This window comes from Streptococcus sp. GMD1S, assembly GCF_000296875.1.
Classification (GTDB): Bacteria; Bacillota; Bacilli; order Lactobacillales; family Streptococcaceae; genus Streptococcus.
Genome location: NZ_AJQY01000012.1, coordinates 1 through 26379, shown reverse-complemented (window position 1 = coordinate 26379; position 26379 = coordinate 1). Strand labels below are relative to the sequence as shown.

General features: G+C 42.6%; 19 protein-coding genes. 2 read left to right on the top strand and 17 right to left on the bottom strand.

The annotated features are described in order from the left end of the window. Positions 1–20 precede the first annotated feature (20 nt). From GMD1S_RS03055 to GMD1S_RS03040, 4 genes are all read right to left on the bottom strand, one after another. Positions 21–1124, bottom strand: coding sequence for an NAD(P)/FAD-dependent oxidoreductase (locus tag GMD1S_RS03055; RefSeq protein WP_000754621.1), 1104 nt, complete (start codon positions 1122–1124; stop codon positions 21–23). A gap of 16 nt (positions 1125–1140) precedes the next feature. After that, the gene (locus GMD1S_RS03050) at positions 1141–1938 is read right to left on the bottom strand and encodes a Nif3-like dinuclear metal center hexameric protein (protein WP_000881139.1); all 798 of its coding nucleotides are present in this window, start codon (positions 1936–1938) and stop codon (positions 1141–1143) included. Next, positions 1925–2602 carry a tRNA (adenine(22)-N(1))-methyltransferase gene (locus tag GMD1S_RS03045; RefSeq protein ID WP_000624073.1) on the bottom strand — a complete coding sequence of 226 codons (678 nt, stop codon included), beginning with the start codon at positions 2600–2602 and terminating at the stop codon, positions 1925–1927. Before GMD1S_RS03045 ends, GMD1S_RS03050 begins: the two co-directional genes overlap by 14 nt. Positions 2603–2703: 101 nt before the next feature. Then, positions 2704–5040 (bottom strand): cation-translocating P-type ATPase, encoded by a 2337-nt coding sequence (locus GMD1S_RS03040; protein WP_008278013.1) that lies wholly within the window; start codon positions 5038–5040, stop codon positions 2704–2706. Between the two features lie 132 nt (positions 5041–5172). On the opposite strand from GMD1S_RS03040, the gene GMD1S_RS03035 reads away from it, so the two are divergent. Next, positions 5173–5922, top strand: a complete 750-nt coding sequence (locus tag GMD1S_RS03035) for a lysophospholipid acyltransferase family protein (protein WP_000500169.1) — start codon at positions 5173–5175, stop codon at positions 5920–5922. A 42-nt stretch (positions 5923–5964) separates the two neighbouring features. On the opposite strand, the gene GMD1S_RS03030 is transcribed toward GMD1S_RS03035, so the two are convergent. The 7 genes from GMD1S_RS03030 to GMD1S_RS03000 all read right to left on the bottom strand — a co-directional run bounded on the left by GMD1S_RS03030 (position 5965) and on the right by GMD1S_RS03000 (position 13722). Beyond that, positions 5965–6657 (bottom strand): alpha/beta hydrolase-fold protein, encoded by a 693-nt coding sequence (locus GMD1S_RS03030; protein WP_000175769.1) that lies wholly within the window; start codon positions 6655–6657, stop codon positions 5965–5967. After that, positions 6638–7648 carry an ABC transporter substrate-binding protein gene (locus GMD1S_RS03025; protein WP_000753262.1) on the bottom strand — a complete coding sequence of 337 codons (1011 nt, stop codon included), beginning with the start codon at positions 7646–7648 and terminating at the stop codon, positions 6638–6640. The genes GMD1S_RS03030 and GMD1S_RS03025 overlap by 20 nt, the downstream gene beginning before the upstream one ends. 19 nt (positions 7649–7667) lie before the next feature. Continuing rightward, positions 7668–8423 carry an ABC transporter ATP-binding protein gene (locus GMD1S_RS03020; RefSeq protein ID WP_000364130.1) on the bottom strand — a complete coding sequence of 252 codons (756 nt, stop codon included), beginning with the start codon at positions 8421–8423 and terminating at the stop codon, positions 7668–7670. Position 8424: 1 nt separating this feature from the next. Further along, positions 8425–9471 (bottom strand): FecCD family ABC transporter permease, encoded by a 1047-nt coding sequence (locus GMD1S_RS03015; protein ID WP_000949329.1) that lies wholly within the window; start codon positions 9469–9471, stop codon positions 8425–8427. Between the two features lie 434 nt (positions 9472–9905). After that, a complete protein-coding gene (gene rpsO / locus GMD1S_RS03010) occupies positions 9906–10175 on the bottom strand; it encodes a 30S ribosomal protein S15 (RefSeq protein ID WP_001018251.1) in 270 nt (89 codons plus the stop codon). Between the two features lie 144 nt (positions 10176–10319). Further along, on the bottom strand, positions 10320–13019 hold the full coding sequence (locus tag GMD1S_RS03005) for an FtsX-like permease family protein (RefSeq protein ID WP_000754606.1): 2700 nt from the start codon (positions 13017–13019) through the stop codon (positions 10320–10322). Between the two features lies 1 nt (position 13020). Further along, positions 13021–13722 (bottom strand): ABC transporter ATP-binding protein, encoded by a 702-nt coding sequence (locus GMD1S_RS03000; protein WP_000323378.1) that lies wholly within the window; start codon positions 13720–13722, stop codon positions 13021–13023. A gap of 140 nt (positions 13723–13862) precedes the next feature. On the opposite strand from GMD1S_RS03000, the gene GMD1S_RS02995 reads away from it, so the two are divergent. Continuing rightward, on the top strand, positions 13863–14435 hold the full coding sequence (locus tag GMD1S_RS02995) for a TetR/AcrR family transcriptional regulator (RefSeq protein WP_000250301.1): 573 nt from the start codon (positions 13863–13865) through the stop codon (positions 14433–14435). 124 nt (positions 14436–14559) lie between these two features. Here the strand turns inward: GMD1S_RS02995 and GMD1S_RS02990 are convergent, their stop codons facing one another. The 6 genes from GMD1S_RS02990 to GMD1S_RS02965 form a co-directional block, all read right to left on the bottom strand. Further along, the gene (locus tag GMD1S_RS02990; RefSeq protein ID WP_000240130.1) at positions 14560–15252 is read right to left on the bottom strand and encodes a phosphoglycerate mutase; all 693 of its coding nucleotides are present in this window, start codon (positions 15250–15252) and stop codon (positions 14560–14562) included. A 163-nt stretch (positions 15253–15415) separates the two neighbouring features. Next, positions 15416–15733 (bottom strand): hypothetical protein, encoded by a 318-nt coding sequence (locus GMD1S_RS02985; protein ID WP_227743431.1) that lies wholly within the window; start codon positions 15731–15733, stop codon positions 15416–15418. Then, entirely contained in the window at positions 15726–16106 is a 381-nt protein-coding gene (locus GMD1S_RS02980) for a hypothetical protein (RefSeq protein WP_000439020.1), read from the bottom strand. The genes GMD1S_RS02985 and GMD1S_RS02980 overlap by 8 nt, the downstream gene beginning before the upstream one ends. A 151-nt stretch (positions 16107–16257) precedes the next feature. Beyond that, a complete protein-coding gene (locus tag GMD1S_RS02975; RefSeq protein WP_000713082.1) occupies positions 16258–21765 on the bottom strand; it encodes a ZmpA/ZmpB/ZmpC family metallo-endopeptidase in 5508 nt (1835 codons plus the stop codon). A 233-nt stretch (positions 21766–21998) separates the two neighbouring features. Continuing rightward, the gene (locus GMD1S_RS02970) at positions 21999–22379 is read right to left on the bottom strand and encodes a hypothetical protein (RefSeq protein ID WP_000849881.1); all 381 of its coding nucleotides are present in this window, start codon (positions 22377–22379) and stop codon (positions 21999–22001) included. A 229-nt stretch (positions 22380–22608) separates the two neighbouring features. Next, positions 22609–26379 (bottom strand): ZmpA/ZmpB/ZmpC family metallo-endopeptidase (locus tag GMD1S_RS02965; RefSeq protein WP_000519683.1); only part of this gene is annotated, 3771 nt, incomplete at its 5' end.

Genomic DNA, 26379 nt, shown 5'->3' with positions numbered 1-26379 from the left:
GCTAAAATTTCAGTAAAATTTTATTCTCTTTTTACTCGCTTGACATAGTTTGCAATTGGGTAGTTTACTGAATCCAAGGTCAACTCCTTGTCTTGAAGCAGTTGAGCTAGATGATACCCGATGATTGGACCCGTTGTGAGACCTGATGAACCTAGACCACTAGCCGCATAGACACCTGCCAATCCTGGCACTTGTCCAAAAAATGGGGAGAAATCACTGGTGTAGGCACGGATTCCCACACGCTCACCTGATGATTTCGCTTCTTCCAAGGCTGGATAGTGGGGTAAGGCTGCCTCCTCCATTTGTTGGAGCAAGGTTTCATCTACCGTCAAGTCATATCCCATATCATTTTCATGGGTAGCACCCAAGGACAATTTCTCACCTGCAAAAGGGATCAAATCCCACTCCCCTTCTGGCATGACAACAGGGTATGATTCCATGTCTTGGGCAAGCTGATAATCTCGGAGTTGCCCCTTTTGGGGACGAACATCTACCTCATATCCTAAAGGTTCCAAAATGTCCCCCAACCAAGCTCCCGTCGCTAGAATAAGCTGATCAAACACCTCTTCGCCAATCTGATAGCCAGTTGCTAAAGGTGTCAGACTCACTTTTTCTTTGACCAGCTTGACTTGACTGGCTTCTAGCAAACGAGTCACTAATAGGTGGCCATCCACCCGTGCCCCACCAGAAGCATAGAGCAGGCTGTCAAATCCCTGCAAACCAGGGAATAATTCATTTGCAGATGCTTGGTCTAAAATGGCTAATTGACCTATCAAGGGAGATTCTTCCCTACGCTGGAGTGCTAGTTCATAGAGTTCTTCTAACTTGGATTCATCCTTTTTCAAGAGAAAAACTCCCGAACGCTGGTAAAAGTCGATTTCCTGTCCTGACTTTTCTAAATCAGCCAACAAATCCACATAAAAGTCAGCCCCCAAACGCGCCATCTTATACCAGGCTTTATTACGCCGTTTTGAAAACCACGGACTGATAATTCCTGCTGCAGCCTTGGTTGCTTGCCCCTGTCCATGGTCAAAAATGGTCACCTCTAGGTCGCTTTCTTTCGCGAGGTAGTAGGCAGCTGTCGCCCCCACAATCCCTGCTCCGATAATGGCAACTTTTTTCATTGTCTTCACCTTCTAACTAGATATGGTGGAAAGGATTGGTTGATGCTTGGCTAGGCAAGATATCAATAGACCAGCTATTTTCTGCCTTCCATTGAGCAAGAAGTGCTGCGATTTTTTCGACAAAAAGCACTTCTATATAGTGGCCTGGGTCCAATGCCAACAGGCCATCAGAAAGCATATCCTGGGCTGTGTGATAGTAAATATCACCAGTGATATAGACATCTGCTCCATTTGCTAAAGCATCCTGATAGAAAGACTGCCCTCTACCACCACAGATAGCTACTCTTGAAATAGGCTTCTGCAAATCACTCTCGTGATAATGGACCATGCGAAGACTATCTAGACCAAAGACTTGCTTGACATGTTGGGCCAATTCCCCAAATGTCTGAGGCTGAACATTCCCAATACGTCCAATTCCACGTTCTGGACCTGTCTCCTGCAGATAGGTCGTTTCCTCAATACCTAGCATCTGGCAGAACCAGTCATTGAGGCCATTTTCAACGATGTCAATATTGGTATGGCTGACATACACTGCAATGTCATGCTTGATGAGGTCGATGTAAATCTGATTTTGCGGACGGCTAGCTACCAAGTCCTTGATCGGACGGAAAATCGGCGCGTGCTTGACAATAATCAAGTCTACACCCTTTTCAATGGCTTCAGCCACCGTTTCTTCACGAATATCGAGAGCCACCATGACACTTTGGATATCCTTGTCCAAAGTGCCGATTTGCAGGCCACGACTATCACCCTCCACGGAAAATTCCTGAGGACAAAAGTCTTCATAACGTTTAATCACTTCACTTGCTAACATGGAGCACCTCCTTGATGGCTTGAATTTTATCTACTAAAACTTGACGTTCTTCCATATTTTTTTCTGGAATTTGATCAAGGGCTAATTCTAACTTAGCTACTTCTTTTTGCCACTTTTGAACGAAGACTGGGCTGACTTCTTTGGACAAGAAGGGACCAAAGCGGACATCACTTGCTGATAGCTTCATTTGTCCCGCTTCCACCACTAGAATTTCATAAAACTTGCCAGCCTCTTCTAGGATGCTTTCTGCTACAATCTGAAATCCGTGCTCTTGTAACCAAATGCGCAAGTCGTCTTCACGATTATTGGGTTGGAGGATTAAACGTTCTACACTCGCAAGTTTATCCAATCCTTCTTCCAATATGGTAGCAATCAAACGGCCACCCATACCAGCAATGGTGATAATAGAGACTTGGTCAGCCTCTTCAAATGCCGCTAAGCCATTGGCTAAACGGACTTGGATTTTCTCCTTTAGACCGTGAGTCTCAACATTTTTCACCGCTGACTGGTAGGGGCCTTCCACCACCTCACCTGCAATGGCGCTTTTGATTTGGCCTCTCTCAACTAACTCGATTGGCAGATAAGCATGGTCACTCCCCACATCTAATAAAATGGCTCCCTGTGGCACAAAGGAAGCTACCAATTCTAATCTCTTTGAAATCATCTTCTCTCACTTTCCAAAACTCTATTACCTCTTATTATACCATATTTCAGCTAGCAATCTTGCACCTAAAAAGACCGCAATCCACAGATTGCAGTCTTTCTTTATTTTCTAGCTTGGTAACGACTGGTTAGAATGAAAATCACCGTAAATACCAGCATCATGGCCCCATAAACAGGTAACGTTTGTCCAGTTAAGGTCGAAATTTCAAGCAGTTTCTGGATTCTTGGGAAAAGAGCTGTGGCTAGGAAGCCTCCTACTGACCAGACAATCAAGAGGACACGCCAGAGGGTAAATGGCATGCAGGCTCTAAATACAGATAAGAAACCGATAGACCCCAAGAGATAATAGAGTAGGGTTGAGATTTCTAACTCAGACCAACCTTGACTCGCTCCAAATATTTTCACAAAGAGAACGCTGAACACGACCATGAGTGCGCTTGGTAGGGCGCGAAGCATGGATCTTCTGAGGAAGTTTGGCTCAACAGGTTTGATATTTCGCTCAAAAGTCAGAACAAATGGCGGGAACCCTTCCACGAACTGGTCAATCATGGTAATCTGGATTGGAATGAAGGGGAAAATCAAAATCCACTCAGACCGTCCTAGAAGAGCACTGGCGATACAGATGACAGCGAGCAAGAAGGAATAGATTGTCTTTATCAAGAAAATCGGTGCAATATGGGCAATGTTATTGACCACACGACGACCTTCAAAGAGAATCTCAGGAACATCATTAAAGTCAGAGTTCAAGAGAACCAGATTAGCAATCTGACGAGTCGCAGGATCTCCTTCAGCCATAACGATAGAACAATCTGCTTCGCGGAGAGCTAGGATATCATTGACACCATCCCCTGTCATTGCCGTTGTATGCCCTGCTTTTTTCAGAGTTTGGATGATGAGTTTCTTTTGATGAGGGGAAACACGTCCGAAAATAGCTGTTTCCTCAGCCATAGCAATCAATTCCTCATCTGTGATTTTTGAGCAATCTACATAGCTGTGATAGTCTGCAAAACCAGCCTTCTGGGCAATGCTGGATACTGTAACGGGATTGTCGCCAGAGATAATCTTGAGACCTACTTCCTGGGAACGGAGATAGTCCAGCGTCTCAGCTGCTCCTTCTCGAATCGGGTCCAAGATTTCCAGCAAGGCGAGGGCCTGAATATCAGATGGTTTCTGTGGTTTATGATGATCTAGTTTTTCCTGACTGAGTGCCAAGACCAAGACACGCGAACCTCTCTCCAAGGCCTCTCTAGCTTCTGGGACTTCAGAGTCCAACAACATCTCAGGCGCCCCTATGAAAACCGTTCCTAGCCCTTCTAATTCCATAGCTCCCCACTTGCGGTCGCTTGAGAAAGGAAGATTCGAGATTGCAGGATAGGCAACCTGTCCTTGGAAACGCTTGCGAATAGCCTGGGCTGTTGGATTTTTATCCTCACTATGGGCCATATAACTGGTCAGAATGCTGGCAATAGCCTCTTCACCATAAGTTTCCGTCAGAGGAAGAAAAGCCTCCACTTGCATCTTTCCTTGGGTGATGGTCCCCGTCTTGTCCAGACAGAGCATATCCACGCGCGCCAAGGTCTCGACAGAGTACATCTCCTGCACCAAGACCTTTTTCAAGCCCAGCTTGATCACCGCAGTCAAGAGCGAAGTTATGGTCAAAAGGGCGATTCCCTTGGGCAGCATACCCAAAAGGGCTGTTGACGAATTTACAACGGATGACTTGAGGGGCAAGCCTTTTAAAATAAAGGCCTCTAGCAGGAGGGCTAAACCAAAGGGAATGATAATCTTCCCAGTAAAACCGGCTAGCTTGTCCAGCGATTTCATGATACGGGAGTTGATCGGTTTCACTGTCTTAGCTTCCAGCATGAGTTTGGAAGCATAGTTGTCTGCCCCGACATGGTGAACTTGAGCCAAAACTGCGCCACTGGCTAGGAAACTCCCTGATAAAAGCAAGGCATCCACTTCTTTTTGCACCAAATCACTCTCACCCGTCAACATGGCTTCATTGACTTCCGCAAATCCTTCCAGAACCAGAGTATCACTAGGAATCTGCTCCCCAGCAGACAAACGAATGACATCTCCTAGAACCAACTCTTCTGGATTGAGAGCGACTTCTTGACCCTCACGGATGGTTTTGACCTTTTCCTTGGTCATGAGATTGAGCTTGTCCACCATATGTTTGGCCCGTAGCTCAGTCACAATCCCAGAAAAAGCGTTAAAGCAGATAACGGCAAAGAAAACCAGATTGCTCCAAGCCTGTACAAAGGCAAGCGCTAGGGCAATAACAAAGTTTAATGCGTTAAAAAGTGTAAAAACATTTCGTTTGATGATTTGCCAAGTACTGGTACTGGCTGAGGCGGTAAAGTCATTGACCAAACCTTGAGCCTGTCTTTCCTTGACTTCTCTTTGGGTTAATCCCATTATCTTATTTTTATCCATAAACTCTATCATATCATTTTTTTTAAAAGAATTCTAATCCCATCTAAAACTGTTAGCTGATAACTGAAAAAGTTTGCCAGTAGTCTTTTGATAAGGTATAATAATAAAAGCAATACAATCGAAGGAGTTCTCATGTTTTATACTTATTTGCGTGGACTAGTCATGCTGATCTTGTGGTCCATCAATGGCAATGCTCACTACCACAATACTGATAAAATCCCTAGTAAAGATGAAAACTATATCTTGGTCGCACCTCACCGTACCTGGTGGGATCCAGTATACATGGCCTTTGCGACCAAACCAAAACAGTTCATCTTTATGGCCAAAAAAGAGCTATTTAACAACCGCATATTTGGCTGGTGGATCCGTATGTGTGGGGCCTTTCCTATCGACCGGGAAAATCCTAGCGCTTCTGCTATCAAATACCCTATCAATGTCCTCAAAAAAAGTGACCGTTCCCTTATCATGTTTCCTAGTGGTAGTCGCCACTCAAACGATGTCAAGGGTGGCGTAGCCCTGATTGCCAAGATGGCCAAAGTCCGTATCATGCCGGTTACCTACACAGGTCCTATGACCTTGAAAGGCTTAGTCAGCCGTGAACGTGTAGATATGAACTTTGGAAATCCTATCGATATCTCAGATATCAAGAAAATGAATGATGAAGGGATTGAAATGGTTGCAGACCGCATCCAAGCTGAATTCCAACGTTTAGACGAAGAAACCAAGCAATGGCACAATGATAAAAAACCAAACCCACTCTGGTGGTTTGTCCGCATCCCAGCCCTCATCCTTGCTGTGGTTGTTGGTATCCTAACGATTATCTTTACCTTCATTGCAAGCTTTATCTGGAATCCAGATAAGAAGAGAGAGGCTCTTGGTTAAAAAATACAATTATCCCTTGGCTTTTGCCAAGGGATATTTCTTTTATTCGATTTTCCATTTTTGGGACAACCAGTTGGAAAAGGCTAGAAATCGCTCAGCAACTTGCTCATGATGCCCATAAGGATCAAAGACAAATTGACCAGTTGGATAACGTTTCTGAAGACTGGTATGGATCTGCTCAGCATAGGCTGGTGCCTGAGCCAGACGATTGGTATGATGAACTCCTTCTGTTTGACCATTCTGTAAATACAGTAAACAATCTAAATTTTTCACCCTTTCATCCTTGCAATAAGTCGTAAAATCAGGATACCAAAAGGAACCGCAGATAGAGAAGATACAGGAGACCTTGTCAAAGCTGAATAGACTGTAGACTGCCGCCAGTCCACCTAATGAGTATCCTCCATAGGCAAGGCGATCTTCGTCCAGGCGATAAAGAGACCGCAACTTATCTAAAAGACCTCCAAATAAATGACCATGATAGGCATTTGCCTGACCGCCAAAATCCGGAGCCCCCTCTCTCAGAGCAGAGGCCTTCCAGGGTGTGTAGTCATCTAGGCGATTTTTAGAGGTCAAGCCCACTAAAATCACAGATTCTGAAAGGGAAGATAGGAAATCCAAGTTTCCATCATTCAAGAGAACAGCTGGATAGGTTTGGTTGGGATCATAAGTCGAAGGAAGGCTGATCTTAACTTGAATCCCTTCCCAATCAAACTCATTATTTATTGATAAAGTCATTGATTTTCTCAAGGGAATCAATCACTGCTGGACCATAGTCCATTAACTCATCGTAAGAAATGGTCATGATTTTTTGATTCTTAATAGCAGGAACATTTTCCAAAACTTCATTTGCCTTCATCAACTCTACTGCGTTAGCATCCAATTTTTTATTGCGGTCGCTGGTTACATAGATAATCAACTCAGGATCCATTGACACGAGATTTTCCAAGGTCAAACCTGATGTTCCCGTTGCAACGTTGGTATAACCAAGTTGATTTAGAAGGCTCTCTTGCAAAGCAGACTTGTAAGCACCGAAGGTTTCGTCATTATAAGCAACCATAATCAAAGCCTTTTTCTTTTCACCTTGGCTTGTTGGATTTGCTTTCTTAACAGCGTCAATTTTAGCTTGTAATTGGGCTGCGTATTCATTGGCCTTGTCCTGAACATTGAAAATCATTCCCAGATTTTTGACATCTTCTACGATATTTCCTAAATCTTGCTGAATCGTTGAGAGAGAAGCTTTTTGCGTATAGACTGGGATTTTGTTTTCATTCCAAGTGCTAACTGTTCCCAAGGATTTTTCTGAAAACATCATGTTTCGACCCATCACCGCATCTGGCTCATAAGAAAGGACTGTCTCTTGAGAGACTGTTTTTTTATCACCGATTTGAGGAATGGTCGCAATCGCGTCCTTGTATTTGTCTGTTACAGCATTGTCAGGGTTGAGCATGCCAGCAATTTTATCCTTCAAGCCTAACTCCAATAAGATTTCAGTTGTTGAAAGATTGTTGGTGATAACTTTTTCAGGTGCCTTGTCAAAGACTTGTTCGACTTCATTTCCCTTAACATCATAGGTTTTAACCGTTAACGGATAAGTCGTCTCTGTGCTGGCCTTTTGACTTGTTTCTGTGCTAGACTGCGTGGTAGCTTTTTCTGTAGTAGTGTTGCCACAAGCTGCCATGGTTAAGGTAGCTACTGTTACGAGTAAAATGCTTAGTGTTTTTTTCATCTTATTTTCCTTTTTACTTTTATAAATAGTGAATCATGGCTTGCTGATCCTCGGTCCAAGTCACCTGACTTTGAACTCCGTATACAGTTTGCAATGACTCAGGGGTGATGGTCTCCTTTGGAGTCCCTTGGTAAAGGATTTCTCCCTCTTTCATCAGATAGAGATAATCCGAATAGCGACAAGCAAGTTGAATATCATGTAGGACAGCTAAAACATTGACCTTGAGATTCTTCACAATTGCCAACAAGTCTAACTGGTACTTGATATCCAGGTGATTGGTAGGTTCATCCAGGAGCAAGAGAGTCGGTTCTTGCGCCAAGGCGCGTGCCAACAAGACTCTCTGTTTCTCGCCCCCTGACAAGGACGAATAGAGACGAGTTTTCTTCTCAAGCATATCCACCTTGACGAGAGCATCTTGAACGAGGGCATAATCCCTTTCCTTTTCCTTCTGTAAAAAAGAGAGGTGGGGAGTTCTGCCCAACAAGACGATTTCCTCAACTGTACAATCAAACTGCAATTGATTAAACTGGGTGACAACTGCCATTTGCTTGGCTGTTTCTTTGAGTGACCAATGCTCCAGTGGCTTTCCATCTAGGCTTATCAAGCCTTTGTCCGCCTTTTCCTGACGATAGAGGAGTTTAAGCAGGCTGGTTTTTCCACTTCCATTTGGCCCTAGTATCGTGTGAAATTGATACCCCTCAACCTTAAGAGAAACTCCTTTGAGGATTTTTTTCTCTCCTAGTCCAAAGTGGACATCCTGACAAATCAAGTCCATATCAGGCCCTCACCTCCCTTCGCCTACCTCCAACAATGTAGATAAAGAAGGGAGCACCTACTAAGGCTGTGAAAATACCAATTGGAAGCTCAGCATTTGGAATAATGACACGAGAAAGTACATCTGCCCAGACGACAAAGAGGGCACCCAGTAAGGTCGCAACGGGAAAAAGTCTCCTGTAATTCGTTCCTACTAACCCTCGAGCTAAGTGAGGAGTAATGAGACCAACAAATCCAATAATCCCACAGGTTGCCACTAAGACTGCTGTCAGCACAGCCACCATGGTCACATAAAGATACCAATAGAAGCGTAAGGGAATTCCCAAAGTTAAAGCAGCCTCATCTCCCATCATCATCGCATTAAAAACACGATACTGGGTAGAGAAAAATAGAAGGGCCAATCCTACTACTATAGTTGGCAGGACTAAGTCAGACCAAGTAGTTCCAGCAAGCGAACCCATGGTCCAAAACTTAATGGTCATCACACTGTCTGCATTAGCGCCAACAGAGATGATAAAGTTGGAAAAAGCCAGAAAGAGAGCATTGACCACCGTTCCTGATAAGATCAGACTAGAAGTCGTCATCCTTCCCTGCATAGAGGCAATGATGAGGACAGCAATTGTTGCCAAAATAGCTCCAAGAAAAGCTCCAAGGCTAATCACCACTTTTAAACCAAGAATAATGCTCAAGGTTGCACCCAAAGTCGCACCCGCAGAGATTCCTAAGACATAGGGCTCAGCAATGGGATTGTTCACTGTGGACTGCATCACACTGCCACACATGGAAAGACCAGCCCCTACTATCAGACCGAGTAATACTCGGGGGAATCTCATATTCCATACAATGGCAAGAGTGGACTTAGAAACCTCTCCTATCTCAAGCGGAAACCCCAACCTACTCAAAATAATCCGATAGGTATCTCCTAGAGCAATCGCAACGGATCCCATTGAAACTGCTAGAAAGAGGGAAATCCCTAAAGTAGCTAGCAAAATACCTAAAAGTAACACAAATTGCAGGTCCCGTCGGCTTCCAGAAAATTTGGAAAGCATGAAAACCTCCTTAAACAAAATTAAAAATTTAGAAAATTCTCATGAAAAGTATACCATATTTCTATTAGATGAACAAGGATGTAAATATATATAGAAAAAGCCATCTGAAGTCAGAGAGCTGATTTGAGCTCGGGCTAAAACGTTTATAGACTAGGCGACAAGCCGAAGATTGTACTATAAAACTAGTGAAAATAAAAAATCTCCCCGAAGGGAGATGATTTGGTTTATTTTACCTTACAGTGCTAGAAACCGTAACCGAAGATAATACTTTAGTATATCGAGGTAGGGTGACAAAAGTAAAAAAGCTCTCTGAATATCAGAGAGCTCAAGTCTTGCTGGATAAAACGTTTATAGACTAGGCGACGAGGCGAAGATTGTACTAATGGTACATCGAGCTGAAGCCAACGAAGTATAGAAACGTTTTAGACGCAAGATTAGCGACGAAGTCCAAGAGAGTTGATTAACTCACGGTAACGGTTAACGTCGTTTTTACGCAAGTATGCAAGCAAGTTACGACGGCGACCGATTTTCTTCATCAATCCACGGTAAGTAGCGTGGTCTTTTTTGTGTTGTTTGATGTGTTCGTTAAGGTGGTTGATTTCCCAAGTAAGGACAGCAACTTGAACCTCTACTGAACCTGTATCACCTTCGTGACGTGCATATTGTGCGATGATTTCATTTTTTTTCTCTTTTGAGATTGCCATGATGTTTCTCCTTTTTATTTGGCTTCATCCGAGTGACAGGTTGGCATGCCTGTAACCAAGAAGAAGTTATTTGTCTTTACGACAATTCTTATTCTACCAAGAAGCAGAGACTTTGTCAACTGATTTACTGTTTAAAACCTTGAATTACTCTACTGATTTCAGGGCTTCAAGCATATCCACCTTTCTCAAGTGGTGATTGACAAAGAGACCTAGTAAAGTCAAAATCACCGTCACTGCGACGATTGGAAGCGCATAGACTTCCCAGCTGACCTGAGGATAAAAGAGTATGGTGGCAGGTGAAATCATTTGTATCAAAAATTGATGTAAATAGTAGCCTGCTACCAAACCGAGAACAATCCCCACAAGGGATAGCACTATGGTCTCGCGGTAGATATAGAGGGTCACTTCTTTATTGTGGAAACCGAGAACCTTGATAGTGGAAAGTTCGCGGATACGTTCTTCCACATTGATATTGGTGAGATTGTAAAGAATGACAATGGCTAGTAAGACGGAAACAAGGACAAGGATTGCCATGGTTTTATTGAGAGAATTGGCTACAGATTCAAAGAGATGGATAGCCGTTGCATTTTGGACGACCCCAGAAACAGCAGCTTTTCCCATGAAAGTAGCCGCTTCTTTCTCCGTATTGGAAGGTGTTGGGTCTTTTAATTTTACTAGGTAGGTATTGTCTTGCGGACTGGTTCCATAGACTTGTTCGTAAGTCGCACGGTTTAGATAAACAAAGTGTCCAACATAGTTTTCAGAAATAGCCGCAACCTTGATTTCCTTCCCGTCAAGCTCCAGCTTGTCTCCAACCGTAACACTTGCTAATTGGGCTAATTTTTGACTCACGACCGCTCCATTAGTGACCTGCAACTCTCGCCCATTTTCCTCTAATGTGATAAAGGGATTGAAGTCTTCTCCACTAGTAACCATCATGGTGATGGTTTGAAGTCCTGCTTTTCCTTTGAAATCTTTTTCAATGGATTTAGAGTAAATCTTTTGATAAGCGTGGATCGATTCAGCTTGCAAGGCACTTTCCAGATCTGCTTTTTCTTGCTCCGTTGCACTGCTCTTTTCTGCTACAATCATCTGGTATTGCTGGATTTGTTCAAATTGGCGTTCGGAAACTCCTCCCACAGATGACTGAATACCAAGACCAGCAAATAAGAGAGCAACTGAACCTACAACTCCAAAAATGGTCATCAGCATCCGTTGCTTATAACGAAAGATATTTCTTGCCGTAACCTTATGAGTAAAACTCAAACGACTCCAAATAAAGCTCAGTCGTTCCAGCAAAATCTTTGATCCCTTAACGGGAGGTTTGGGAAGTAAGAGTTGGGCTGCTTCATCGTGCAACTCCCTTCGCGCCACCAGATAAGCCGGCAAAACACTAGATACCCAACTCAAGGCTAGGGCAAGGATACTATAAGACCAATAGAAATACTCGTGACTTTTTCCAACAACCATCCCAGCTGTTATAACATCTGAAATCACCCCTGCAAGAAGATAATGTCCAAGAAGTGTTCCTATAATGGTTCCCACAGTTCCTGCAAGAAAACCATAGAGGACAAACTTGGCAACAATATCTCGGTTGCGGTAACCCAAGGCCTTGAAAATACCTGCATTGGTGCGTTCTTCATCTACAAAGCGAGTCATCGTTGTAAAGGTCACCATTGCAGCGACCATATATAGCACCACTGGGAAGATATTTCCGACTGAACGAATGCTTGATGATGCATTGCTGTACATGAGGTAGCCTTGACCACCTGGCATGGTTTGGCGATTGTATACGTGGTATTTCGGCTCTGCCAGTTCATCAAGCTCTTTCTGACGCTGTTCAAGCTTCTCTTTTTCCTTAGTTAGATCACTCTCTGTCTGAGCCAGTTTTTCTTTTTTTGTCGCCAGTTCTTCCTTAGCTTTTGTCAGCTGTCCCTCGATTTGACTCTTTTGCGGTTCTGGTAAAGCGGTCGCTTGTTCTTCTTGCGTTTTCAAGCGACTTTCGGCCTGCTCTAACTGACTCTTGCCATTTTCAAGGTTGCTTTCAGCAGTTTGGAGCTGTTCTTTGCCCTCTTCCAAGCTCTTTTGCCCATTTGATTTGATACTTGCCAATCTTTTTTGACCATTATCAGCAAGTAAGTCTTGCAACTCTTCCTGATGTTGGGCTCGTTTGGTCTTATAGTCTGATGAAAAAGTATCCAGATTTTTTAAATCGTCATAGCGCACACGCGCAATACTATAAACATCTGAGTCAAACTGACTGGGTAAAATTACTCCATAGCCAGTCAGGTTGCCATTTCCACTACTAGCACTTCCTAAATCTTCTTTAGAAAGAATCTCACCCGACTCAACAAATCCAGTAATTGTAAAAGTTTGGGATTTTACGATGGACTTTTCTTCTTTCTTAGTAAAGGTAATGGTCTGCCCAATCTGATAGCGGTCTTTCCAGAAGTCGGCTAGGGCAATTTCCTCATTTGTCTCTGGCAGTCGCCCTTCTGTCACTTGGAAGGTTGAAATGCTCTCTGGTTTGGAATAAAGTCGAACTGCTTCCTCACCATTTTCAACGGTTAGGTCTACCATATAGCCAAACTCAACACTTGCTCCTTGAAGGGTCTTTAGTTCGTCTTGGTCTTCTTTGTCCAAGCCATAATCAGCTATTACGGCCAGATCCAGGGTATTGGCTTTACGGAGATAATCCCCTGCCGTGCGTTCCATGTTTGGACTGGCTACTTTAAGACCTACTAGGGCTAAAGAACCCAGCATCATCAAGGTCAAGATAGAAACAAAGCGTCCCTTTGAAGTCGTCACTGACTGAAATAGGTCTTTTCGATATGTTTTTTTCATGCTAATACTCCAATGTATCGATATCCTGCGGATGCTCATTGATCGTCATGCTCTTAACTGTAGCATCGCGCATATGAATCACGCGATCTGCAATAGGAGCTAGCGCACCATTGTGGGTCACGATAATCACCGTCGCTCCTTTTCGACGAGACATGTCTTGGAGAATCTTCAAGACTTGCTTCCCCGTCTGGTAATCCAAGGCACCAGTCGGTTCATCACAGAGGAGAATTTTAGGATTTTTGGCTACAGCGCGTGCAATGGAGACTCGCTGTTGCTCCCCTCCAGAAAGCTGGGCTGGAAAATTATTGAGGCGATGAGCCAAACCTACATCTGTCAAGACCTGCTCAGGTTCTAAGGCATCTGTCACGATTTCTGAAGCCAGTTCCACATTTTCCTTGGCTGTCAGATTGGAAACTAGATTATAAAACTGAAAAACAAAACCTACATCTTCACGACGATAGTTTGTTCTCTGGTGCGAACTATAGTTGGCAATATTGGCACCATCGATCCAAATCTCCCCCTCATCATTGGTATCCATACCTCCTAGGAGATTGAGAACGGTTGATTTTCCAGCACCTGAAGCACCAAGGATAATAACCAGCTCCCCCTTTTCAATTTCAAAATTCACATCATGATTAGCCACAATCTCCGTATCCCCAACCTGATAACGCTTGTAGCTGTGTTTCATTTCAATATAAGCCATATCGTTTATCTCCTTTTCAAAGCTCGTTTCCTTAAATCAACAAGGTGTTGATTCTAAATCACAAATATTATATAATGGGCTAAGTCAAAAAGCAATAATCAAAAATCAACAAAGTGTTGATTTAAGAAAAAGGAAGAGAAATGGTTCAGAAACGAAAAACTACTACTAAGGAAGACATCAAGGAAGCTTTGATTCAGTTGCTATCAGAGGAGAAATTTGAAAATATATCAATTAGTAAACTCTGTAAACGCGCAGGGATTAATAGGGGAACTTTCTATCTACACTATGAAGACAAATATCAAATGATTGACAGTTTTAAAAGTGAAATTATTTCCCAGCTCTACATTTTTTTAGAAAAAGAAAGAGAATCGCCTAGAAAGTTTATGTTAGCCAACTTCTATATATTACGTTCGAACGAACGCCTTATTAACGCCTTGTCCCAAAGTCATTACATAGACTTTCGTGGTGCAATTCGTGAATTTCTAAGTAGCATTATTCTAACTGAAAATCAAAAAGAAAAGACTCGTCATTTCTTATCTGAAAACTTCCAAATTCCTCACAAATACGCTTTGGAAATCTTCTTATCAAGTATTGAAGGAATTATTTCTCTTTGGATTGCTGGGGGAGCTCAAGAAGAACCGGAAGAAATCACGGATATAATCTTATCAACCTATAACTACGAACACTGGAGCTACGAATCAAAAGAAGATTAATTCATACAACTTACTATTTCATAAGCTATATCCTCTCATTTTATACTTTTTCAATTAGCTAAATTGCCTTTTTTTAAACTTAGATACAAAAAAGCCTAGGAACCCTAGGCTTTCTGTTTATAGATTATTTTCCAAGGTAGTATTCAGAAACTACATTCAATTTTTCGTCGAATTCGAATACCAATGGTGGGAAGTTAGGGATTTCCACGTCCATGATTTCGTCATCTGACAAGCGTTTGATGTGTTTTACAAGGGCACGGATTGAGTTGCCGTGAGCTCCTACGAATACGTTTTTACCATCTTTAAGTGCTGGAGCAATTTTGTCTTCCCAGAATGGAAGGGCACGTTCCAAAGTCACTTTCAAGTTTTCAGCATCTGGGATAACTGAGTCGTCAAGTGAAGCGTAACGACGGTCAGTGTGTGCTGAATGCTCATCATCACGATCCATGTTTGGAGGCAATACATCGTATGAACGACGCCAGATGTGAACTTGCTCATCACCAAATTGTTCCGCAGCTTCAGCCTTGTTTTTACCAGTCAAACCACCGTAGTGACGTTCGTTCAAGCGCCATGATTTTTCAACTGGAACCCACAATTGGTCAGAAGCTTCAAGAGCCAAGTTTGTTGTTTTGATTGCACGTTTCAATACTGAAGTGTAAGCTTGGTCAAATTCGATACCAGCTTCTTTGATCAATTTACCAGCGTCAATCGCTTGTTGTGTTCCTTTTTCAGACAAATCAACATCAGCCCAACCAGTGAAAAGGTTAGCTTTGTTCCATTCAGACTCACCGTGGCGAGCAAAAACCAATTTTACCATTAGATGGATTCTCCTTTTATTTTTCGAGGTTTCCCTCGTTTATCTATTCTATTTTACACAATTTTTCACAAAAAAGCTAGTTAAAATCAACTAAAAAGAGAGAACAGTGTCCTCTCATCTAGTTATTATTAATTCGCGATATTCAATCAAGAAACGATTGCAATTATTTTTTATTTAAAGCATCAATTATACGATCAGTATTCTTAGTTACATTAGTATCATTGTAACGATTATGAATTAGACCTTCAATTGTTTCTTTGCAATTTTCAAGATTAGCTTTTTCAAATACTACCACACTGACAACATGTGTTCCACCAGAAGTAAGATGCAAAACTAGTAGAGTTTGAAAAGCACTTAGTACTGTTAATACACCATAAGCAGCTAATATCAAACCTCCGATAAATGAGTTTTGAATCATTAGATAATTCATTAAATGAAAAAACAACCCTCCAACGGATTGTTTCACTAGACTTTCAGACAAGGCCACGAACTTCTTTCAAAAATTTAGCAAAAGAAACAGCACCTTTAATGATTAGAAATCCTCCTATCCACTCAGTCGCTGAAAGAAATCCCAGCACGCCACCAATGATAAATAGAATAGAAGGCAGCTTTCGAAGTTGTTGATCTTCTTCAAAATAGATTAACATAAAGGTCCCTAATGCAATCATTAAAATCTTAAAAAATGTCAGGAGCAAGGAAAAGGCAACCGTTACGACCAACATCTTTGAAGGATCTTTATAGATGATGGCACCAGTATAGGATAGCAAAAATCGTAGGACAGGTCCCAAAAGCAAGGTTATGCCTGCCACCATGCCCAGTCTCCAATTGAGTCGAACCAATCTATCTCTCTCCATAAAAACCTCCTTCTCTCGTAGCTATCATTCTACCATATTTGCTCCAGAAACAAAAGACCTTCTCCGTCACAAACAAATCGCCTACCTGCTTTCAGACATCCGAACATAAAAAGAGAAGATCTGTCGATCCTCCCTTTTCATTTTCCAACCCTTATTTCTTAAAAATAGAGGTTCTGAAGTCGTTTGTTTGGTCAAGATAAGCTTTAAAGATTGCTCTCTTCAACTTATGAACGGCACTATCATACTCTGGATTATAGTTGCTCCAACGAGGACTTACAGCATCCTTGAGAACAGCTTGATCCATGAGGGCTTGCAATTCACTCACTTGATTGATGGTCTTGGTCCCATAGCTTGGCCATGGTTTTGTCGGATCTTTAAAGGTCACTTGTTTCAAGTTTTCAAACTGATCCACACGTTCTTTATACATGGCTTTCTTAAAGGCAGCCCAAGATGCATACTTGCCTTCAAATACCTTGTCCAATACAAGTTTATCGGTCACCAATCCTCGTTCTTTCCCATAGAGATTGATAGTTTGACCTTTTTGTTTGGCAGCTTCTTCGTATTGATTTGAGATATAAGGTACCATTCCATCCTTAAAGCCTTTGGCAGCCAAAAGTTCGTAAGCAATCCTACGCCCCATAAGGTCCCCTGGCGTGCCTTTCTCACTGCTGAGAGCTGAAAAGATTGGGGCAAAGAGTTTAATGGTATAGTAGCCATTTCGTTCATAGTCGCCAGTCTGGTACTCACGAGCTGATAAGATGTTGTGGTCAATCAAACTTTCAAAACTATTCAAGTTTTGGGCCTCTGCTTCTGTCAATTCTTTGACTACGTTAGTGGCGTAAACCTCATTTCCATCTGCTGGATCTTTCACATACTTGTTCTCAATTTTTCTGAGAGCCGCCATTTTCTGGTAAACATTCAGTTTGTTGACGATTGATTGTCCTTCGAGATATTCCAACATGTAGATGAGGTCAAACATGTTGTGGACATAGCTCTGAAGATCTGATGCGTTTTGGAATCTCTCTGTCGGATCCAAGACTTGCAGACGGGAGCCCTCTGCACTATCTGATTTTGAGTGTCTCAAGATAGAATTGATGGTAATGGTTGCGTCACTTGGTTGGTCAGGGGCTTGCAATAAACCTTTTGCAAAGAACTCTGGTCCCAAGCCACTTCTTCGACCATAGCCGCCAAGGTAGATATCCTGATCGGAATCATGGGTCATTTCATGGGTATATGTAATGGCGCCATCCTTGTCCAACATACGGTAAGACATATAGTAGACGCCATCACCTGTTGCGTAGGCTCCATGCTGGTTGTGAACTACCTTATTGCCAACTGGTCCAAAGAAGTTTTTCATGGCTGGATTGGAACTATCAAACTTAGCCTCCAATGTAGCTTTTCCTGAGGTTGTGTCATCACCAAATTTATAGGCATCATAAAGCAAGATGGTACGATAGAGTTTTTCACGTCCCTCATTATCTAAAATGCGATACCAATAATCGTAGTGATCTCGCTGACGTTTGGCTGTTTCACGCGCATTTTCTTCAACAAAGTCATTGAGAGCCTTGCCCGCTTTATGGTCACTATTTCGGTAGCGATCATAGGCTCCAAATCCTAGACTAGACATGGTCGAGATGACAAATACTGATTTCTCTGGCAAGGTTAGGAGAGGCAAGACCATATTGCGGTATTTCCATGTGGCACTCGTGATGCGGTCATAAACACCGACAGAGTACTTGGTGCCAGCTAATCCTTGCTTCGCTTTCACCTCTTCGATAGTGGATTTTTCTTCAACGATGTAAGCCTTAGTCTCTGATTTAAACCAGTCATTGTTGCTTGTGGTTGGTAGAAAGACTTTTCGGTAATTTTCTAGCGTGCTAAATAAATCTGTTGTTCCATGCTGGTTGGCAAGACTGATACCATAAGTATCGACATTATTCTTAGCTAGAAGATTGTTAAAGCCAGATTTACCTAACTCAATAAGAGTGTCCAGTGGTGAAGCATTTCCCTTACCAAAGAAGTCCAGATGGTACAGAACCAGGTCTTTGACGTTTACTTGACCATAGCTGAAGTTGTACCAACGTTCCAGATAGGTCAAGCCAAGTAGCAAGGCTTCCTTGTTGCGTTTGATTTTATCTACAAGATAACCCTTGGTGACTGGGTTAGCACCGGCAAGTCCAGCATCAGCTGACAAGAGTTTTTTCAAACTGTCTTCCAAATGTTGTTTTGTTTTGGCGAACTGGTCTTCTAGATAGAGCTCAGTCTGCTCGACTTTTGGAGAAATACCGAGTGTCTTTCTGATGGCTTCTGAATGATAGTCAATCTTTTGTAAGTCAGGTAAGACTTGCTTGATGATGGAAGATTGGTCATACAGGAATTGGTTTGGCGTATAGAGAAGTCCAGTATCGCCTAGACTATATTCTGCTAATTTGGCGAAATCATCCTGGTACTTGAGATTAAGCTTCTCAGAAGAATGGTCCTTGTAGTGAAGCAAGAGTTTGTTTGCAGTCTCTTTGTTGGAAACAATGTCTGTGATGACTTGGTTATCCTTCATCATAACTGCTGACAAGAGTTCTTTTTGATATAACAGACTGTTCTCATTGACCAGATTTCCGTATTTGACGATGGTTGCCTTGTTGTAGAAAGGTAGCAATTTTTCAATGTTCTTATAAGCCAAGGCGCGCTTAGCTTGATAATGGGCTACCTTAGAAAAATCACTGTCTTTCTTGCCACTTGTTGAGAGGGGTTCCACTGTTGGTAGAGTGAGAGGATTGATGGCTGCTTTCTTGCTTTCAATCTGGGAAGCATCTAGCATTGTTCCTCTTTCTTCAAAGGATTCCTTGCTGACGACCTCATCCTTGACTAAGGTGACATTGTAGACTCTGTTTGCCTTGCTGCTGAATGTGTCCTTCACCTTCATTCCATTATAGTGGTAACCGGTAATGGCATTTCCGTTGGTTACATTGACATCACTGAGAACATTGGTCAATCTTCCAGCATGCTGTTCCTCATTAGTTTTTCGATCCCACAAATAGCCTGCTACTCCCGCGACTCTACCAAAGTGCTTGGCATTGTTAATATCGCCTTCAGCATAGCTATCTTGGATTTGTGCATCCTGATCTACTAGACCTGCAAGACCAGCCACTGTCTGATCTGAACTATTTGTGTTGGATGAAATGGCTACTGTCGCTTTTGACTTAGTAAGTAAAGCCTTGTCACCTGTCAAATGACCGACCAGACCACCGATATTATAGGCAGCAGTCGTCTCATACGTGTTGATAATTCTTCCCTTGAAACTGCTCTCTGTGATGCTTGATTGCTCAGCCTTTGCCAGCAAACCACCGATACCACGTTCACCGGCGAGAACACCATCAACGTGAACTTGCTGAATCTTTGTGCCATTCTGAGCTTCATAGGACAATGCACCGATATCATCTTTCCCTGAAATGGAGACATTTTTCAGACTCAATTTTTCTACTGTGGCACTACTCAAAGTTTCAAACAGTGGTTTTTTCAAGTTGTAAATAGCATACTGCTTGCCATCTTTTTCACCGATCAACTGACCAGTAAAGGTACCCTTGATGTAGGATTTAGCTTCAGGCTCTAACTCCACTTCGTTGGCATTCAAACTAGCTGCTAAATGATAGGTTCCAGAGAGATTCTGGTTGATAGCTTTGACTAGGTTGCTAAAGGAAGTAAAGGTTGTCGTTTCCTCTCTAGCCTTCTTAGCTAGGTAGAAGGTGAAATTATCAACATATTTATTTTCTAGCTCTTGCTGGAGTTTCTCAGCCTTGGCTGTGATTTTATAAACTGGCTGCCCATTTTTTATTTCTGCCGTTATTGAAGCGACTGGTAAATAGACATCTTTAAATGACGAGGATTTAACCTTGACAAAGTAAGTGTCTGGATTACTTGGGACACCGTCTAAAGAAACGTGTTGTTTGTAAGTACCATTGGTCTGACTATACAACTCCAGATCCGAAACATTTCTTAGCTCAAGCGTCTTCTCTGGGTCTTTTTCTTTTGGTTTTTCTGTCGGAGTTTCCGGTTTTACTTGCTCGGTATTGCCAGTATATTCTGGAAGAGGAGCGACTTGTTCCGGTTCAACGATGGCTCCTGCTTGCTCACCTTTATATTCTGGTAAGGAAGATTGAGTCTCAGGTTCCACTATCGCACCTGATTGAGTATCTGTATATTCTGGTTTTTCAGCTATCTCAGGGTCAACAATCGCTCCTGCTTGAGTTCCTGTATATTCTGGTGTTGGTGGCACCTGTTCAGGCTCTACGATTGCTCCTGACTGCTCGCCTGTATAGGCTGGTTTGTCAGTCGTTTCTGGTTCCACCAAAGCCCCAGACTGGACACCCCCAACCTCTGGCTCAACTTGTTCTGGCTCGACGATAGCACCAGCTTGGGTTCCCTGATACTCAGGTAGCGGAGCGACTTGTTCGGGTTCAACAACTGCTCCAGCTTGGGTGCCTGTATATTCTGGTTTTTCAGCTGTCTCTGGGGCTACAACCGCTCCCGCTTGCTCGCCTGTATATTCTGGTAATGGAGCCTGAGTCTCAGGCTCTCCTTTTCTTGCAGACTGAGGTGCTTCACTTGCAGCTACTGCCTTCTTAGTCCCTTTCTCTACTATACGTGGCAAGGCTTCTTCTACCTTAGTTGAGAGAACTTCCCTAGAAATTTCTTGGTTTTCAACCGTGAAAATGCGAACAAGTTCAATCTTCTTCCCAGCACGACCTTCTTGTTTGACATGGATGGTTCCCTCTGCTAGATCTGGATTTTCCTGCACCACTTCTGAAACATCTAGTTTGGTTACAATCTCTTGGTCTTTGTATAAGAGCTCTGGTTTGTTCACGCGACCAGCCAAGACTTCGTCTTGAGGATCTACACTAGCAATACCAGACGGCTTTTTATTAGATAAATCTTGAGAAGGGATTGTCTTGTCTGCAGGGCTTGTTGAAGACGGAGCTTTCTGCTCATCTCCTGCCTTTTGTCCACCTTCGTTGGCTTGGAAATGAGGTTGAACTGTATAGTCAAGTTTCTGATCCCTAGCAGCAGTTTCTTGCTGATTAATCTCTTTGTCTTGCTTAATATAGCCTAGATAAGTATAACCTGATAAGGCACGTGGCAAAGGCAGACTATCTCCTTGGGATAATTGGTATTCCTGATTGTACTGGAGCAAAAGTTGATTTTCAATAGCCTGAACTGAAGAAGCCAAACCACTGCCCATCCCTGTTACCAAAATCACATTCAAGAGGGCTTTCTTTTTGCCTTTCTTTTTCGATACGACAAAAATAAGAAGGCCAATTGAAGCTAGGGCTCCACCAGTTAAAACACTAGTAAGGCTATTCTGCCCACCTGTATTGGGCAACTGACCTAGTTGGGCTTTCTCATCCATACGGTAGACTAGATAATAGGTGCTCTCACTATCTTCCGCAATCTTCGGAATATCCTTGACAATCAAGTCCTTCTCTTGCCCACTCAGCTCCGTATCCGTCACATATTTGTAGTGAACAGCTACATTTTCTTGAGCAAATACGGTTCCACTACTCGCAATGGACACAAAAAATAGGCTTGAAATCGAAGCTGACACAAGTCCAATTGCTAATTTTCGTAAGGAGAAACGATGCTGCTTCTCTCCAAAAAACTTTTTCATTTTAAATCCTCTCAACTTTTACCTTCTATCAAGAAAATAACTAGCATTATATTTTGATATAGGTATTTCACATCCACCATTATACTATAAAAATACTTCCTTGTCTCCAATAAATGCTTTAGATTTCACGAATGTCAAAGCTTATTTATCTTGTAAAATTTATCCGTCGTTGATGACAAAAAAAGAAGGCTAAGCGCCTTCTCTTATTTGAAAATATTCCTAACAAAAAGTCATTATTCTTGAATCTCGAACTTTTTCAAAAGTCCAAAATAGAGGGATCCACCAATGATTGTCAGAATTCCTCCTACCCAGCCCAAGAATGGGATCAATCCAACAGAACCACCCACGATAAACAAAACAGACGGTGCAGGGGTCACACGCTCATCGTCCTTGTAATAGACAATAGACACAATTCCTAAAACCAAGACAGCAATTTTTACCAATGCCAAAATGATTGAAAAAATCGTCAATATACCAACTGTTGCATCAGAGTCCTCCGTCGCTGCAGCAGCCCCGACAGCTATCATAAACATAACAAGAGGTGCCAACAGCAAGACGATACCTGAAATAAGACCAAAAATCGCATTTACGCGAGCAAGTGCTTTTGTTTTCATCCGAATCTCCTTAAAAAAATTTTACAACTATCATTTTATCATATTTTCATGAAAAACAAAAGAAATTTCGAAACGAGTATACTAGATGATGAATGTTTTCCAATTTCTCTCCAGATATTTAGAGTAAGAAATATGTCCTGTATCAATTTATTTGTAAATTCATTCGTTTTTGTACTAAGCAAGCCATTCACCTAAAAAAGAAGATCACTTGGATCTTCTTTTTTCGTGTCTATCTTTCAAAGATGGACTGTCTGAAGTCGTCTGTGGCACGTAGATAAGCGTTGAAAATACGATACTTGAGTTGGGCGACACTGCTCTTAGAGCTGTCTGATAAGGCACGATCAATGTTCTTAGCTGAGGCATCCGCTAGTACTGCTAAGTACATATAATCTTGTAATTCCTCATAAGAAGAAATCGTAATTTGTCGTTTGCTATCTAGTTTTCCTGCTTCAAACTCGATAGTGATAGGGCGAAGGAAGTTTTGAGCCTTGTTGTATCGCTCATTCAACATGGCTTTCTTCAAATCCTTCCATGATTCATACTGGCTACCATAGAGATTTTTGAAAACCAAATCATCTCCAACTACTCCGACATCTCCTCTGTTCCAGATTGAGTAGGTCTTATGACCTTCTTTAAGCGCTTGGCCAGCGTATTGGCCAGATACATATGGGACAAATCCTTGTTGGTAACCCTTGTCTCCGAGCAATTCATAAGCTCTACGGCGGAACATAAGTCCCCCAGGTGCACCAGTTGGATTGTCCAGAGCTGCATAGAAGGAAGCAAACATATTGATGACATAGTAGCCATTTCGTCCAAAGTTAGCTCTATCCCAACCATCGCGACGACCAATGATATTATGATCAACCAAATCATCAACAGATTTTAGTTTGGCTGCTTCTTCGGCAGTTATAGGGACAATTCGATCATCAGCGTGAGCTTGTTTACCATAAGAAGTTTTTTCAAAGTTATAATTTTCAGCCTTACGGTACCATTTCATTTTCTGTTGATCAGTTAGAACTCCAGTAACAATATCCCCTTCTACATAATCCAGAAGGTTCAGTACGTCAAAAACTCCATGCATGTAGTCGCGAAGAGCATCTGCTGAGGAGAATCGAGCAACAGGATCATAGGTATGGTAACGTGTGGTCGAATCTTTATCTCCTTGATAGAAGCTATTAAGTACGAGACCTTTTTCGCTAACATTGGTTACAGACTCTAACATCCCTGTAGCAAAACTCTCAGGTCCTTCACCCTCACGACGACCATGTCCTTCAAAATAGATAGAACCATCCGAGTTGTGGGTCATTTCATGGGTATAGACCATGGTTCCAGAAGCTCCCAGCATCTGGTCATAGACATAGAAGACTTCATAACCATTTGCAAAGGCTCCTAGTCCATTGTCTCCGTGATACTTGCCAGCAGGGCCAAAGAAATTATACATAGCAACAGAGGTCTTATCATTACGAGGAGCCCAATATTGCTGGCCTTTATCATTATAAAGAAAGAAACCGTCTGTAACGATCACCCGTCTGAATAGAGTGTCTTTCCTGTTTGGACTTAAAATGTTGTACCACATGTCATAGTGGTTTCGTTGCCATTCAGCTGATTGATCCACAAGTTTTTCAACGTGTCGATGGAGTTCCTCGCCTGAGAGAACTCTACCACCTTCTTTCCTGTAGCCTCCAAAGCTACCAAAGGCAATAGTCGACATATTGCTGATGATATAGACATCTCTTTCAGGTAAGGTCAGAAGTTGGAGGACCATTTGCTTGAAGCCCCAATCTCCCTGAGTCAGTCTGTCGTAGACCTTGATTGTATACTTACTCTTACGATCTGCATTGTCTTGCTTAGCCTGAATTTCTGGCAGACTTGAACGAGCTTCTACGATATAAGCCTTAGTATTTTCCTTGAACCACTCACTGTTGGTTTTATTTGGCAAGAAGAGTTCACGCAGACTTTCTAAGTAAGCAAAGAGGTCTCCTTTGCCTTTTTCCTTGGCTAGGGATTGTCGGTAAGCATTGAAGTTGTTTTGCGCTCGAAGATTGCCCATTCCAGAGTTCCCGAGAGCGATGATAGTATCCAGTGTCGAAGCTGCTTGATTGCCAAAGAAATCAAACTTATAGGCACTAAGATCTTTGGTATTGAACGTTCCATAGTTGACATTGTACCATCGGTTGAGATAGGTCAGACCAAGCATGAAGGCCTCTTTGTTCTGCAGAATTTTTTGGCTAATCGCATCCGCTACGGCAGGGCCTAGGGTGTTGATCGACTTGTCAACTGAAAGTACCTTGAGGAGCTCCTGACCTAGTTCAGCTTTGATTTGTTCAAAGGCTTTTTCCAGATAAAGATCATCTAAGGAAGCTGTTTCACCAATCCCTAATACTTTACGCACTGCAGCCGAGTCATAGGTCACAGATTTGAGTTCATCCAAGACACTCTCTTTAATAGACTGGTAGTCAGATAGGAAGACTTCTGGCGTATAGAGCAAATTCTTATCAGCGATGCTATATTCAGCAATCTGGCCATTGGCAAAATCACCCTTGTAGGTCAGATCAAGATAAGCGATCGTCTTATCTGCATAATGCAGCATCAGTCTATTGATTTCACCCTTATGGCTGTTGACATCTGTTATCAGTGTCTCATCTTTCATCGGAACCACATCTAGCAGGGCTACTTTGTTGAGTTTATCATCTTCAGCTAATTGGTTAGCTGTATGAACGATGAAGTCTTTGTTGTAGAATGGTAATAGTTTTTCTACATTTTCGTAGGCTTGCTTTCTGGACTCCTGAGCTCCCCTCACTCGACTATAGTCTGTTTGATGCTGGTAAGCTTGCTGCAATGGCTCTTGGTCCGTCAAGTTCGAAGTGATTCTAAAGGACTGACGTTTGGCTTGCGCATCGGCCTCTGAAATAGAACGGACAAAACGCTCATCTTTTCGATTTGCTGTAGTTCCTTCAAGAACATAAGAGTCCCGAACAGAAGCCTCAGGATAGGGATCTCCTGTCATCGCATGACCATTTTGAACCTTGACACTGGTCAAGACATTTCGGACCTGTCCATTGTTCCAAGTAGACCCGATTGCTCCACCGACTTGGCCAGAATGACCTCCATTCTGGATAGAACCACTCACATAAGAAGTTTCTAATCTAGCTCCATTTTGCAAGCGACCAATCAAGCCTCCAACACGCTGGTCTCCGTTTCTACCCGTTACTTGGATAGATACATCTGCCTGACTCTTCTGCGCCAGTGATTGGTTGCCGTGGAAATTACCGACCAGGCCACCAATATTGTACTCCTGCCCTCCATCTTGGGTGCTGGTGATGGATCCTTTAAAGGCAACATTGGTTAGTTTTGTGTTTTGGGCAACTCCTACGAGTCCACCGATATGCTTGTTCCCAGATAGACTACCACTTACAGAAACATCCGTAATCGTTGCGTTCTGAGCGTTGCTAGCCAAGGCCCCTATAGAATCCTTGCCTGTAACTGCAGTCGATTTCAAGGTCAGTTGCTGGATGGTGGCATTTTTCAAGGTTGCAAAGAGTGGTTTTGCCAAGTTGTAGATGGTATAATCTTTGCCATCCACTCGGCTAGTTAGGCTACCTGAAAATTCTTCTGGTACATAGCTTGTCGCAGACTGTTCCAACTGGAGTTCATCTGCTGAAACATCCGCTCCTAATGTGAAGTTTCCAGTCGGGTTTGACTTCATGGCCTCTACGAGCGCTTTGAAGGACGTATAGACACCTTCTTGACTAAGAGGCGTTTTCGGCAGTTCAAAAGAGTAATCTGGACGATAATGATCCCCTTCTCCCTCGACGAGCTGATTAGCTGATACCGTTACGGAATAGGCATTGCCCTTATCTGTAATCTTAGTAACAGGTAAGAGCATATCCTTGAACTTGTCTGACTGAATGCGGACATAGTAGTTGTCCAAATCAGACGGCACTTCCGACAGGGATAGGTAACGTCGGTAGCGACTACCATCTTTACCGTACAGTTCGAT